7 protein-coding genes are annotated in these 15241 nt (G+C 41.7%); all 7 read left to right on the top strand.

What is annotated here, in order from left to right:
• Positions 1–64: 64 nt before the first annotated feature.
• The 7 genes from AACW06_RS08115 (at position 65) to AACW06_RS08145 (ending at position 14960) form a co-directional block, all read left to right on the top strand.
• Positions 65–3367, top strand: a complete 3303-nt coding sequence (locus AACW06_RS08115) for a type I restriction endonuclease subunit R (protein ID WP_192074681.1) — start codon at positions 65–67, stop codon at positions 3365–3367.
• A 14-nt stretch (positions 3368–3381) separates the two neighbouring features.
• A complete protein-coding gene (locus AACW06_RS08120) occupies positions 3382–5550 on the top strand; it encodes an McrB family protein (RefSeq protein WP_192074682.1) in 2169 nt (722 codons plus the stop codon).
• A gap of 2 nt (positions 5551–5552) precedes the next feature.
• On the top strand, positions 5553–6932 hold the full coding sequence (locus AACW06_RS08125) for an McrC family protein (RefSeq protein ID WP_176312348.1): 1380 nt from the start codon (positions 5553–5555) through the stop codon (positions 6930–6932).
• A 292-nt stretch (positions 6933–7224) separates the two neighbouring features.
• Entirely contained in the window at positions 7225–9345 is a 2121-nt protein-coding gene (gene zorA, locus AACW06_RS08130) for an anti-phage ZorAB system protein ZorA (RefSeq protein ID WP_192074683.1), read from the top strand.
• Positions 9338–10072: an OmpA/MotB family protein gene (locus AACW06_RS08135; protein ID WP_192074684.1), complete on the top strand. Its 735-nt coding sequence runs from the start codon at positions 9338–9340 to the stop codon at positions 10070–10072. The genes zorA and AACW06_RS08135 overlap by 8 nt, the downstream gene beginning before the upstream one ends.
• The gene (locus tag AACW06_RS08140) at positions 10069–11520 is read left to right on the top strand and encodes an EH signature domain-containing protein (RefSeq protein WP_192074685.1); all 1452 of its coding nucleotides are present in this window, start codon (positions 10069–10071) and stop codon (positions 11518–11520) included. The genes AACW06_RS08135 and AACW06_RS08140 overlap by 4 nt, the downstream gene beginning before the upstream one ends.
• A complete protein-coding gene (locus AACW06_RS08145; RefSeq protein ID WP_192074686.1) occupies positions 11511–14960 on the top strand; it encodes an SNF2-related protein in 3450 nt (1149 codons plus the stop codon). The genes AACW06_RS08140 and AACW06_RS08145 overlap by 10 nt, the downstream gene beginning before the upstream one ends.
• The last annotated feature ends 281 nt before the right edge of the window (positions 14961–15241 follow it).

Genomic DNA, 15241 nt, shown 5'->3' on the forward strand with positions numbered 1-15241 from the left:
CAACAAACAACAGGTTATAAGAGGGACAACCCCATTTCTGTTGTGCTAGGAACGGATACCTTATATGAGCTTAACGTTTACAGAAGCTAAATTAGAACAAGCCATTATTGAATTGCTCGGTGAGCAAGGTTACCCCCATTTTATTGGTAGTGACCTTGGCGCCAGAGGCGAAGGGAAAGACGATAAAACGCAAGTGTTGATCTTAGATGATCTGCGCGCTTTCTTGGCTCAGCAATATCAGGCGGATGACATCACAGACAATGAGATTGACACCATCATACGGATGTTGACGAGTTTGCCTGCCAGCGATTTGTATCACAGCAATAAAACCTTTTGCCAATGGCTCACTAATGGCTTCTTACTGAAACGGGAAGATCGCTCAAAGAAAGATCTCTATATCGAGCTAATAGACACCAAACATTTGGCGCAAGCGCTAAGGTTGATGTTTATCCCTTTGCTGGAAGATAAAACCCAACCAAAAGAAGCGAAAGTAGCGGAAGAAAACATCCGCTATCTAGAGCCAGTCGATAGCAACATCTATAAAATCGTCAACCAGTTAGAGATAGAGGGCGTTACGCCGGAGAACGGAGCACAACTTCGAATCCCGGATGGCATTCTCTATATCAATGGGCTGCCATTGGTGGTGTTTGAATTCAAAAGTGCGGTTCGAGAAGAAGATGCCACCATCTATGATGCATGGAAGCAAATCTGTAAACGGTATCGCCGCGACATTCCAAAACTGTTTGTTTACAACGCCCTTTGTATTATCAGTGATGGGGTGAACAACAAAATGGGCAACCTGTTTGCGCCCTATGAGTTCTTCTACGCTTGGCGCAAAGTCACGGGTAATGAATCGACCGAGAAAGAGGGCATCAACTCTCTCTACACTATGATTGAAGGCTTGTTTAATAAAACACGTCTGCTCGATGTGGTGAAGAACTTTGTCTTCTTTCCTGATACCTCAAAAAAAGAAACCAAAGTCTGTTGCCGTTATCCTCAGTACTATGCGGCGCGCAAGCTATACTACAACATTGACAAAGAGCGTAAGCCATACGGTAGTGGTAAAGGGGGAACCTACTTTGGTGCCACTGGTTGTGGTAAAAGCTTTACCATGCAGTTTCTTGCTCGTCTTTTGATGAAGAGTATCGAGTTTGAAAGTCCAACGATTGTGCTTATTACCGATCGCAACGATCTTGATGACCAACTCTCTAAACAGTTTTGTAATGCCTCTGATTACATTGGCGATGAGATGGTTGTTTCCGTTAAGAGTAGGCAAGAACTAAGAGACAAGCTGCGCGGCATTAAAAGTGGCGGGGTGTTTTTAACCACTATTCATAAGTTTACAGAAGATATCGAACTGCTTTCTGAGCGTAACAACATCATCTGTATTTCCGATGAGGCGCACCGCTCTCAAGTGAACCTCGATAAAAAAGTGATCATGAAGTACGAAAATGGTATCGCCGTTGACGTTCGTGAAACCTATGGCTTTGCCAAGTATCTACATGATTCTCTGCCGAGTGCAACGTATGTGGGTTTTACCGGCACGCCGATTGACGCTACCTTGGATGTGTTTGGTCACTGTGTTGATAGTTACACCATGACAGAAGCGGTGAATGATGGAATCACAGTTCGTATAGTTTATGAAGGGCGTGCTGCAAAAGTCATTTTAGATAACAGTAAGTTAGAAGAGATTGAGAAATACTATCAACAATGTGCTGAAGCTGGGGCAAGTGAGCACCAAATCGAAGAGAGCAAAAAAGCCTCTGCTAATATGAATGCTATATTGGGCGATCCTGACCGGATTGAGGTATTAGCAAAAGATTTTGTTGAGCACTATGAAACGCGAGTAGCTGAAGGTTCGACCATTAAAGGCAAGGCGATGTTTGTTTGCGCTAGCCGAGAGATTGCCTTTGAATTTTATAAAGAGGTAAAAAGTTTTCGTCCAGAATGGTTCGAGGAAAAACTCGCCATTGATGGGGTAGAGCTGACTAAAAAAGATAAAGAAGAGCTCATTCCTCTCGCAATGGTACAGATGGTGATGACGCGCGGCAAGGACGATGACGAAGAACAATATCGTTTGCTGGGCAGCAAAGAGCACCGTAAAGATCTGGATAAACAGTTTAAGAACCCTAAGTCTAATTTCAAAATTGCCATCGTTGTAGATATGTGGCTCACCGGTTTTGATGTACCAGAGCTTGACACCATCTATATTGATAAACCGCTGCAAAAACATAACCTGATCCAAACCATCTCGCGTGTTAACCGTAAGTTTGAGGGTAAGGATAAGGGCTTAGTCGTCGACTACATTGGCATCAAAACACGTATGAACCAAGCGTTAGCGATATATTCCAAAGCGGACGAAAGCAACTTTGAAGATGTACGTTTGTCTGTGATTGAAGTGAAGAATCACCTCGATCTATTGAGGCAGATGTTCCATAAATTCGACAGTACAGGTTATTTCAAAGGCGAGGTTCGCCACCAGCTTGAGTGTTTGAACCAAGCGGCGGAATTTATTCTTCAAACCAAGAAGAGTGAAAACCGCTTTATGGGTTTGGTTAAGCGCTTAAAAGCAGCGTATGACGTTTGTTGTGGTAGTGAGCTGTTATCACAAACCGAACGTGACCATATCCATTTCTATATCGCAGTGCGTTCTATCATCTTTAAACTCACCCGAGGCGATGCGCCAGATACGGCACAAATGAATAAACGTGTTCGTGAGTTAGTGGCAGAAGCATTGCGCGCTGACGGTGTGGAAGAGATTTTTACCATTGGTGAAGATAAAGCCGAAGCGATAGACATCTTTGACGAAGACTACTTGGCACGAATCAATAAGATTAAGCTGCCAAACACCAAAATTCAGCTACTGCAAAAGCTGCTAGATAAAGCCATCAGTGATTTTAAAAAGGTGAACCAACTGCAAGGGGTTAACTTCTCTAAACGTTTTCAAGCGCTGGTGGAGCAATATAACGAGCGCCGTGAGAACGATGTCTTGAACGGTGAAGAATTCGATTCCTTTTCACAAGAGATGACCGATATCATTTTTGACATTGTTAAGGAAATGGGTTCGTTTGAGGCATTAGGTATTGACGTAGAAGAGAAGGCGTTTCTCGATATCTTGTCGCACATGCGCAAGAAATACGACTTCGCCTACGATGATGACAAGATGCTCGATCTAGCGAAAGAGATGAAAGTGATCGTCGATGACGTTGCCCAATACCCAGACTGGGCAGGGCGTGGTGATATTAAAGCCAAGCTAAAAGTAGATTTGATTCTGCTTCTACACAAGTACGGCTTCCCACCAGTCGCCAATGATGATGTTTACAAAGGCGTGCTAGAGCAGGCCGAGAACTATAAGAAGAATGGTTAGTAGGGGTCATGGTTATGGAAGATACGAAATTGACAATTGATGAAGCTATCTCTCTGATTGAAAAGGATGGATATCGCGATAGTGACTTTAATCACTTCGTCGAGATAAAAGGGAAGCAGTATCCATGTAAGGCCCTCTATCGCACAATTTTAAATGACCAAAATGCTCGTTTCCATACGGATGCAGCCCAGCGATATTTTAGAAATAAAGGGTACAAGCTGGTTAATAAAGATCCTATAAACTCGCTTCCTGTAATTTGGAAAGTCTCACATGGCTATAATGAAATCTCTGAAGAGGCTTCACTTTGGTTAGATCAAAATAGTTATATTACCGTTCATCGTGACACGGCAAAAAGTCAGGGAACAAGGTTCATCAAGGAGGTTCAAATTGGTGATATTGTCAGTTTATCTCGAAGTGGTTACTTGAAGGCTCTTGTTCGAGTTAAAAGCGATGTCGTTTCTGATGATTCTTCACCATTAGGTGAGGAATGGTCACTGCGTAGGTACGAGTTAGTTAAAATGTTGCCTGAACTAAAAAAGTACACAGGACTGAATAAAGGTTGGGCACCAAGTTACAACAACACCCTAGGAAAGGTTTATACACAAAAGCAAGATGTGGCCCTGTTTACAAAAAACATATTGGAGCCGTACTACTCGATGAGTTTGAATGATCTGCTTGGAAAGGACGATTCTGATGGAGAGATTCGAGTGATAGGTAATATCAACAATCAAAGTATTAATTCACCACTGAACCAAATCCTCTACGGGCCACCAGGAACAGGCAAGACTTATCATACTATCGAAGCGGCGGTAAAAGCTGCTGAACCAGAAGGGTATGCAAAGCTTGGTATTGATTCAACGCTGGGAGCGACGGAAGAGCAGCGCAAGCAACTGACTACAATCTACAAAGCACTCAGTGATTCGGGGCGCATTCGTTTTGTAACCTTCCATCAAAGTTATGGGTATGAAGAGTTTGTTGAGGGGTTAAGTGCGAAAACAGAAAATGAACAAATTTCCTACTATGAAAAAGACGGTGTTTTTAAAAAAATTGTAGTTGATGCTAAAAAATACATAGAAACAAAGACTACCGAAGAAAAGCAGGATTTCGATACTTTGTGGAATCGTTTTATGGATAACCTCTCTCTGGCTGAGAGTGGTGTAAAAGTCGATACGATTCGCACCTTCTTTATGGTTACGGATGTTGATAATAACACCATTCGCTTTGAAAAAGATAAGGGTGACTCAACACACTCTATGAGCATTAAAACGTTGAAAGCAGTCTTTAACGATGAACGTGAAATTAAAGGCGGTTTGAATCCATATTATTCGGCATTGATAAAGCATTTAAAGTCACTGGCTCAAGCATGCAATGAAGTGAAAACAAATCGCCAAAACTATGTATTGGTGATTGATGAGATCAACCGTGGCAATATTTCAAAAATATTTGGTGAGTTGATTACGTTGATTGAACCGTCTAAGCGCAAAGGGGCGAATGAAGAAATAGAATTGATTCTGCCTTGTTCTGGGGATAGCTTCTCGATACCTGATAACCTTTACATCATCGGTACTATGAATACTGCTGACCGTTCGTTGGCGATGATGGACACCGCACTGCGTCGTCGTTTTGATTTTAAAGAGATGATGCCCAATCCAACTTTATTCAATCAGGTAAAAATCGAGTGGCAAGACGTGAGTATCGATCTTGAGCAACTGCTGGCCATGCTTAACCAGCGTATCGAAGCTTTGTATGACCGCGAGCATACGCTTGGCCATGCGTTTTTATTCCCTGCCTATAGCGCTGCGACAGCGGGTGATCATGAAAAGGCGTTCGAACTATTAAAACTTGCATTTAAGAATAAAATCATCCCATTGCTACAAGAGTATTTTCATGATGATTGGAGCAAAATTGCCTTAGTGTTGGGTGATAACCAAAAGCTGAACGCAGAAGGTAAAACAGCCACTGATTATCAGTTTGTTACTCAGCAAACGATTGACCACTTATCGCTATTTGGTGCCCGTTACGAGCCAGATAATTTTGGCGCAGATGAATACCGCTTTAAGCTGGCAGACGAGAATCACTATGTATGGAATTGTGCATTGGCGTATGTGGCAATCTACGAGCCGCAAATACTTAAGCGCTCTGTTGTTGAGAGTGAAGCTGAACCCATGACTATTCCAGCATAACGATGAAAATGCCGAAACAGATTGCGCTGTTTGAATTTGCACACCTTGTGAGCCAAGAGAGTGAGGTTAGCCGCATTCCCTATTGGGTAGAGGTAATTTCACCCTTGGCGTTTTCTTACCTAAAAGCGATGGCGCTGAGTGATGACAAGCCAAATCGCTTGTTTCGGTTATGCCGTAAGAATGGCGCCGAAGCGCTACAAGTGCAAAACTACGCAGGGGTGATTGCTACACCGGATGGTACACAAGTTGAGATACTGCCCAAATTAGTGAAAGTTTTAAACTGCGAAGAAGAAAGTGTGCAAGGGTCACCTGATCGTCAGCGCAGTGAGCAAGCAAGGCATTCGCTTTTGGTTATGCTGCGCGCTCTAAAAGGCTTCTCGCATATTCAAACTTCCAGTGCTGATATTCGCCAGCAAAAAATGCCTTTACTTGAGGTATTTATCAGCCAGTTTTTGGCTTCGGTGAATGTATTGGTGAAAAAAGGTCTGCGTAGTGATTATCTGTGCCAAGAAGATAACCTTCAGTTTCTCAAAGGTAAGCTAAATACTACTCAGCAAATGCGTAAAAACATCATCAATAAACATAAGTTCTATTGTGAATATGATGAGTTTTTATTAGATAGGCCAGCTAACCGTTTATTACATTCCGCTTTAAATAAACTGCGTTCAATTAGCCGCAACGCGGGTAATCAAAAACAGTTGCAAGAGCTTTGCTTTGTGTTGGATGAAGTGCCGTTAAGCACTAACTATAAAAGCGATTTTACGCAATTGCGTTTAGACAGAGGAATGAGCCACTATCAAACGCCTCTGGCTTGGGCAAAGCTGATTTTAGAGGGTTTCTCTCCGCAAACGATGCGCGGCGATCATCGCGCTATATCACTACTATTCCCGATGGAAAAGGTGTTTGAGGATTATGTTGCGAAGGTATTAGCTAAGCAGCTTAAACCTGAATTAAGCCTTAAGACACAAGCTCAGAGTAAACATCTGGTCACACATAATGATTCAGCGTGGTTTAAATTAAAACCGGATTTGCTTATTGAGAAAGCGGGTGAGGTGATTTCAGTATTAGATACTAAGTGGAAGCTAATTGATCCAACCAAAGCCAACGGTACGGATAAATACGGGCTTTCGCAAAGTGATTTTTATCAGATGTTCGCTTACGGCAATCATTATTTTGATCAAGCCGTTACGAAGAGGTATATGTTTTTAATTTACCCCGCTCACGCAGGGTTTAAACAAGCAATTGAGCATAGTTTTGACTTTTCCACGCAAGCCGGGAATCCGCTGACATTGTGGGTGGTTCCGTTTGTTATTGGGGAGGGAGAGGGCTGTGGTGTTCAGTGGCCTAAGCTGATAAATCCACAATGGGATCGGACGGAGTAAATTGGGAAGCTGTTGCCTAAAATAAGAGTTGTGAACCAATTAGAGTGCTTATTTTAAACTACGCACGATATTTATAAGTTTAGAGCGGGCATTTTGGGTGCTAAATTAGCATTTTGTTGCATAATGTAGTCTAAATCATTGTTCAGTTCTGAATTTTCCAATACTCTTGACCATAACTTATTCAAAGATATCAATGGTAGCTAAGACGCTAAATTTGATTGTTGATAATAAAAAAGCGAGTTTCTATTTTTAGTAACTCGCTTTTTAATACCGATTTATTGGATGTATTCAAATGAAAGATAGCCTGAACCTCTCTAGTTTATGGCCAGACCTTAGTAGCCTAAATGTATTTCCTCCTCAAACACCTGAGCAATTGAGTGCTTTGTTTGTGGTTATTTTATGGGGTGTAGCACTATTTTTCTTAATTTGGTCAGTTGCCGCATTTTTTCGCGCAAGACAACGAGTAGTTTGGCTTAACAAATCTTTGGATGATGCGGAGAAGTCGACTCTGTCAGATGTTCGAAACGATTTAATATCTAGAGCTGAACAAAAAAAAGATTCAGTAGGGCACTTATGGCTCGAGTTTGATGAAACACTGCTCGAAGTAAAAGGTGCTGATGATGTTGTTCGATTGCATAACACATTTGATGCTGACTACTTCTTTAACAGTTCTAGTTTAGCTGGTGGTAGCACTGAAAACCGAATGATTGCGGCAGTTCCTGGTTTTTTAACGGCTCTGGGTGTTATTGGTACCTTTGTCGGTTTACAGCTAGGACTTTCAGATCTAAATATTGCGGGTAACGTTGATGTCAATGAGATGAAAAACGGTGTTGCTGGAGTTATAAATGGTGCAAAAATCGCATTTATGACATCGGTTTGGGGCGTCTTACTCAGTGTTGCATTCAACTTCATTGAGAAAATTCTTGAGCAAGTAATTAGAAAGCAAATTAAGTCTTTGCAAAACCGTATTGACAGGATGTTCCCTCGATTAAGTGCGGAATATCAACTGCAATCTATTGCAAATGACAGTCAGCAATCTCGAGAAAGCCTGCAAGGACTTGCTGAGAAAATTGGCGAGAAAATGCAGGAGTCATTAGTTCAAGCAACACAGGGTATTCAACAAGGCCTTGAGAGTAGTTTGGAAAAAATCATGGCCCCGGCTATCAATAAACTTGTTGATGAAACGTCAGACGGCAACCAAAAAGCGCTTGAAAGCGTTCTTCAATCGTTCATGGACGGTTTTGGCCAACAAGGTGAACAGCAACGTGTCGCGATGGACTCCGCGTCTCAAAATGTAAATAAGACGCTAGAATCAATGAGTACTTCGATGGCTGCTTTCGTCAATAAATTGGAAGTTCAGCAAAACGCATCGTCAGAGAGAGAGAAAGAACTGATCTCAACTATTTCAGTTCAAGTTTCTGAGCTAGTTACTCAGGGTAATGAGCAGAAGCGTATTCTAACCGAGTTCGTGGAAAAACAAGTCTCCGAGTTAGGTGAACAGCTTACTAAAAGAGAATCAGCTGCTTCTGAGCGTGAAAAGAAATTGGCTTCCTCAATGGAAAGCACGATTAAAGATTTAGTAGAAAATGTTTCAGCACAAAGCCAAGTGTTGACCGATTTTGTTCAGAATCAAGTTGGACAACTTACCCAAACGTTCTCTGAACGTGATGGGATGGCAAGTCAGATGGAAAAAGAGCGTAATGATATATTTGTAAATCAAACGCAGGCGATGAAAGCCGGAACGGATGAGCTTCTAGCTCAAGTGAAAGCCGCGACTGAATCGCAACAAACCTCATCTAATAATATTATTGAGCAAGGTAAACAATTACAAAACAGCATTGATTCATCTGTTTCGGCATCCGCTCGAGCTACGGAGAGTATGCAGCTGTCTGCGAATGAGTTACGAGCTGCGGCTGATAGTATGAATGTGTTCGGTTCAAACATTAAAGAGGCGGGCAACAAACTATCTGGTGCTGTTACCGAAGCGGTCAATAGTACGAAAGACCTCGCGGAGCAAAACCAGCTAGGAGTAGTTAAAATTCAATCTCTGAGAGGGCAGTTGCTGGAGGATACAAACAAGTTTAGTGCGATTGCAGATCAGATAAATAATATGCTGAATAGTGCCGAACAGTCGTTTAGCACGCTTCGCATAAACCAGAATGAGTTCCTTACGGAACAAAAAGGTAACCTTAACGAACTCACTTCAGAAATGAAGCGCAATGTAAAAGAGTTAACGGAGCAAATGGCTCAACTGCTCGAAGAATATGCAGAACAGGCCAACGGACAAACCGCCGAGCACCTCAAAGTTTGGGCGAACAGTAGTACACAGTATGCAGAAAGCATGAATACAGCTGTTCGAGCTATTTCTAGTGTTGTCGATGAAATTCAAGATAAAGTGAGCCAACATGCGTAGAGGTATTCGTTCGCATCCCCAAAACTCAGTAGATGAAGAAAATCCCTACTGGGTTTCATTTTCTGATCTAATGTCTGCTTTGCTCGTTATTTTTATACTTGCAGCTGTTGCTCTGATAATTGAATTAACTCAAAAAACCAATGATGTCGAAGCTGGTATCGAAGAGCTTAAGCAAGCTGAGTTAGCAAGAAAGAATATAATTTATGATGTTCGAGACGAATTGGCTAAAAGAAACGTCATTGTTGAAATTGCTGATAATGATACGGTAATTCGGATCCCCGAGAGTACACTGACTTTTGCATCAGGTAAATCATCAATTCCGAACGATGCAACCATACAGCAAGCAGTTAAGGACATAGGTGTTGTTCTTCATTCTGCAATTCAGAAGAAAGAGCGATTTCAATATCTCGATACCGTATTTATTGAAGGTCATACTGATAGCGATGGTATCCATTACAGAGGAAAAGGGAACTGGGGCTTATCAACTGATCGAGCAATATCTGTCTGGAATGTCTGGCAAAATGAACTCAGTTTAACGCCTAAACTCGGTGATTTAGAAAACGCATATCATGCAAAGCTATTTTCGGTTAGTGGTTATGCGGCTACAAGACGAGCCAATCTACAAGAGTCGAATCAGCAAGAAAAGAGTCAGAATAGGCGTATTGATATTCGATTTACAGTGAAGAAGCCATCTATTGCTGAGCTCGAGAGGATTGTTGGACAGTGAGTTTAAACATAAAAAAGCTCAAGGTTAGTTTGCCAGCTAATCCTTTTGGTCAAGCAATCAAGGACTTTGCACATCTATCGAATCAGCTAGAGGTGCTTTCTAAGAGTGCCGGTATTGAAAACAATAAGTTCCGAACTGCATATGGAGAAGTATGTAATGCGCTTGCCTCTAAGAAAAGAGTTGAGGACGTTATAGATAGCTCTGTACACGTTCGCGCCTTAGCTCTCTCGCTACATACGGATGCCAAGAAAAATGTCAGCTTTACGCGCCGATTACTTAATAAGATTACAGAAATTGTAAAAAAACCAAGCTCTTTAGTCATAGAGTCGTTTTATCAGCATTTCTTATCAGAGTATGACCGACTGGCAGACTTGGAAGCTACAGCAGACTGGTTGTTGGAGGCTAAAAGGCTGCGAGGCAATGATGAGCAGTTTGATGAAAATATATTGTCAACCAATGGCCCCAAGTGGCTTGCGGAAAGGGCTATTCAAAATAATGTCGATTTTGATCATTTAATTGCGGATATGAAGCTGGAACGTTATGCAAATGGCAGATATTTAACGGCGGCTAAAGGCATCTACTATATTGAACAGTTAAACACCATACCATTAGGCCAAGATCATCCTCTCCTAGAGGAGGTTCAAAAAACGGCGGTTTTTGATTCTCGATATGACTCTGAAAGTTTGTTAGGGCATCAAATTCTTAGAATTTTGATTGGCCGATCGATAGGTGCTCACATCAGTGAGCCTTGGATGAATGTGATCTTAGCGATTGGCGGTGACCCACGAGTACCAAGTTCAAATCCAAGATACATTAAGTGGTGGAAGGGTTTAGAACCAAATCTGATTCAAGCTGTTCGCGGATGGTTATCAAAACTAGATTTGAAGTTGTTTTTGGAAGCGTTGGAAGATTATTCATACTCTTCAGCTAATTACGAGCTACAGAGAATGTACCCATCTAGGAAAAGTTTCTTAGAGGGGATGTTTGATGCAGGGGTTATTTCAAATACTCGGCTTTATTTGAGTCAGGATGCAGCAAGGTATTTGAAGAGAAACTATGACCCTAAGCACTTACCCAATTTCTCGACTGTTAAAGATGGTGATAAATCCATAATTTATGTGCAAATGAATGGTGCGCACATGGTAGAGGGAAGCCACAGTTGTTACTTGTGGCTGTACAAGCATTTAGATTCGTCAGTATGCGTATTTAATTATGACATTGTTAGGCCTACGTATTCTCAGCTAACCAGCGGGATCAATAATCAGATGACACGATTATCGTCGGGAGCCGTGGCAAAAATAACGCATTCTCCAATTGGCTATTCATGGCAACGAAAAGCACTTACAGCACTTAGAGGGCTAGGTATTAAATTGACGCCCAAAGATGTGCTTTCAAATGAAGATTATATTGATTTTAAACAACGTTATGGGGTGCGAGAATGGAGTTAACCTCTTTAATCAGCAAGTTCTTTTCTGGTTTAGATAAGTCCTCTCAATTTGAGTTAGTCTGTGATGATAGCCTTGATTTTACTACTTCCAAGAAGAACCTAGAGAAAATTAAAACTGGTAAAGCTGATGAGTGGATAACGGCGCAGTATGTTGCACTTAAAATGCTTGAAGAGCAGGGGGATGTAAGCTCATTTCCAGATGGCTTTATTATGCCTGCCGATACAGCTGTCAGGCTCGATTCTGAGTTGAGGGATTTGTTTAGTTTGCCTCCGGTTTGGCAGGGAACTATTGATGCTAATATTCAAGGAAAAGCTAGTACACCTACCTTTAAAATTGACCTTTCGGTAACAACCAAACAGGGTCGAACAACGCTTAATTACACTGTGGATGGACCTTTCATTCGGTTTAGTCAAAATCAGCAGTATCTGTTAACGCCCGAGCAGCTTATGGTCTTTAACGCACATAAAGCCCATGGAATGTCTGCTCGGTCTGAATACGATAACTTACTTTACCTACACTCTTTACAAGAGGCTCAAAAGAGTGGTTGTAAGTTGAATCTAAAGCACTTTGAAAAGCTAAGAATTCTGACACCAAATAAAATTACAGTAGAAGCAGAACTGAATTCTCAAGGCGAGCTGATATTGACGCCAAACATGGGGCAAAGTGCGAGCCATGAGTCGATTCAAAAGGTTTTGGGGCAGTTGCAAAGCGACAACGCCGTTACTCTGAAAGTGGGTGATGAAATAGTCTTGTTTTCTGAAGAAAAGCTAATGGCTGTAAAAGAAGTTATTAGCAACAGGGTAATTCCCCAACAGCAAGTTAAAGCGTTCTTGGAAAACCCTACAGCCTATATTGATGCGAGCTTAGTCGATCTTGATTTAGGTTTTTCTATCAGAGTTCATGGTGCGACAGTTTTTAAACACGCTTATTTTGGAGAAACGGACGAGTCAGGCATAGATTGGTTCGGAGCCTCCTCTTCATCTGATGTGATTAATCCAATATCTAAGCTGGCTGATAGAATTCGCGATAAAACAACTCTTGAGGACGTAACTAAGAAGATTGAAGATGCTCAACAAACCGGAGCAACGGTTTTAGATTATGAAGGAAAATCATACGATATCAGTGAGCCTGTAGCTGTCGAGAAAGTTCTAAAAGAAATAGGTCACAAGATATCTAACCCTGATACAGATCTTTCTAGCCACGGAGAGGAAGAAGACGCCGAGACTGAATCAGAAAGCGCAGAAATACATGTTGTCGATATTGATCTAAATGATGAAGAGTTGTCTGAAAATTCTCCTAAAGTTGAACAACTGATTTCTGATATTTCCTGGGATGGTGAGTTAAATTGGGAAAACCACAAGCGGACACCTTTTCCACATCAGGATATTGGTGTTCGTTGGATTTTAGGCGTTGAGCAAAAAACCTTATCAGACTCGAAAATTAGTGGAGCTTTGCTTGCTGATGACATGGGGTTAGGTAAGACTTTTATGGCCCTCTCTGCGATCGAACATATTTATCAACGACAGAAAATTAGTGGTGAAACGAAGAAACCTGCGCTGATAGTCGCTCCTTTGAGTTTATTGGAAAACTGGAAGGATGAGGTAGATAAAACCTTTAAACACTCACCATTCAAAGATGTGGTTATTTTGCAATCAGCCGCTGAGTTAAATGACTATCGCATGGGTGGCGTGGAGATTCGAAGCCAGAGCACATCTGATGATTGTTTAGAACCCAAGTATTCTTTGAAAGTAGGGAAACACTTTGGTCCAGGCCGTTTAGATCTACCAGAGCGATTGGTTATCACTACTTATCAAACCTTGCGCGATTACCAGTTCTCCATGTGTTTGATTGATTGGGGGATTGTGGTTTTCGATGAAGCCCAGAATGTTAAAAACCCAAATGCACTTCAAACTCGTGCAGCGAAGGGTCTAAAAGCTGATTTCAAACTAGTGGCTACGGGGACGCCTGTAGAAAACAGCTTAGCCGATTTTTGGTGTTTAATGGATACAGCTTGCCCAGGCCATCTGGGTAGCTATCAAGAGTTTCGTGCTCGGTATATCTCACCAATTCTTAAAGCTGCCGGTGATGAAGTTGAAGAAATAAGAGCTAGGCTTGGAAGAGAACTTCGCATAGCGGTCGGGGCATTGATGTTGAGACGCGTTAAAGAGGACAACCTTAAAGGGTTACCTATAAAACATATGTATGCTGGCGGAGATTTTGAAAACTGGAAGTACTTAGAAGAACTTAAGTCGATAATGGTTGGCTACCAGAGAGATGTTTACGAAGGGACTATTAGTAATCAACTCGAGAATAAAGAGAGCCACGCACTTACCACTTTGATGAGGCTAAGAGATAGTTCGTTACATCCTAGGTTAAGTGATGGAGGTCGCCTTGATATTCCAAAAAATGCAAAATCAGCTAGGGCTTTATACGGAGAATCAGGAAAACTAGTTTCCTTACTTGAGACTTTAGATCGAGTACGAAGTAAACATGAAAAGTGCATTATTTTTGCGGTTAACAAACGACTGCAAAGCTTCTTAAGCGTGACTTTGGGACAGATCTATAACTTAGGTCCGCTTTCAGTAATTAATGGTGATGCGAAAGCCGTAGCAAAGCGTAAATCTGCCCCAACTCGAAAATCAATGATTTCAGACTTTGAAGCAAAAGAAGGCTTTAATTTAATTGTAATGTCTCCAGTCGCGGCTGGTGTCGGTTTAACTGTGGTCGGTGCGAATCATGTGGTTCATTTAGAGCGGCACTGGAACCCGGCTAAAGAAGCTCAAGCGACGGATAGGGTTTATCGTATCGGGCAAGAAAAAGATGTACATATCTATATCCCGCTTTTACATCATCCCGAATTTGAATCGTTTGACGTAAATCTACATAGGCTACTTACCCAAAAAACGTTGCTGAAGGATGCTGTTGTTACACCAGAAGATGTGGTTCCACAGCCAGCAGGTGTTGGGGGAGTAGTTTCTGGTGATTTGATTGATAAACGTATTACAGCGGCAGAACTTGATAAGTTAAGTTGGCAGCAGTTTGAAGCGTTATGTGTAGAATTGCTGGCAAAGAGTACCGATAGTGAAAGCGCGTGGCTTACGAATAGTGGTGCTGATCATGGTGCTGATGGTGTGTTGTTGAGTAAGGGTGGCAATATTCTAGTACAGGCTAAGTTTACGCAACGACAATATGATGGTTATAAAGGAATTCAGGAGATTCACTCTGCGAAACCTATTTATGAATCAGCAATGAAGACATCTTTTGAACGGTTGATCTTTATGACAAATTCGCCTTCTTTAGCTAAGAGAACTAGTGGAATAGCAGAGACATGTGGGGTCGAAATTCTAGAAAGAACAACGTTGATCTGTTACCTAGAAGAATATGAGGTGACCTTTAAAGAAATCTTGTCTAGGCTGGGTAAAGAGCGGCTGAAAGTGTAGGAAGTTAGGGATTTTTCCTAAGTAATACCCATGGTAATACTTTTTCCATGTCGACATATTTAAATCTTTTAATATTAATGAGTTGACTATCTAGGTGTGCTGTCTTGCTCCCGCCAAATTCAAGTTTAAAGACGTCTCAGGACGTCTTTTTTCTTTGTATCGAGAAAACCCCCAGCTAGGCTGGGGGTTCCGTAAAGCTTACAGCTATAAGTCAGTTATATAACCCCTTTCAATTTGATAAAAACGTCTTGTGGTCTGGCAACTGCAAGAGTCAATTAAGA

It is taken from the genome of Vibrio sp. S12_S33 (genome assembly GCF_963889785.1).
Taxonomy (GTDB): domain Bacteria; phylum Pseudomonadota; class Gammaproteobacteria; order Enterobacterales; family Vibrionaceae; genus Vibrio; species Vibrio aestuarianus.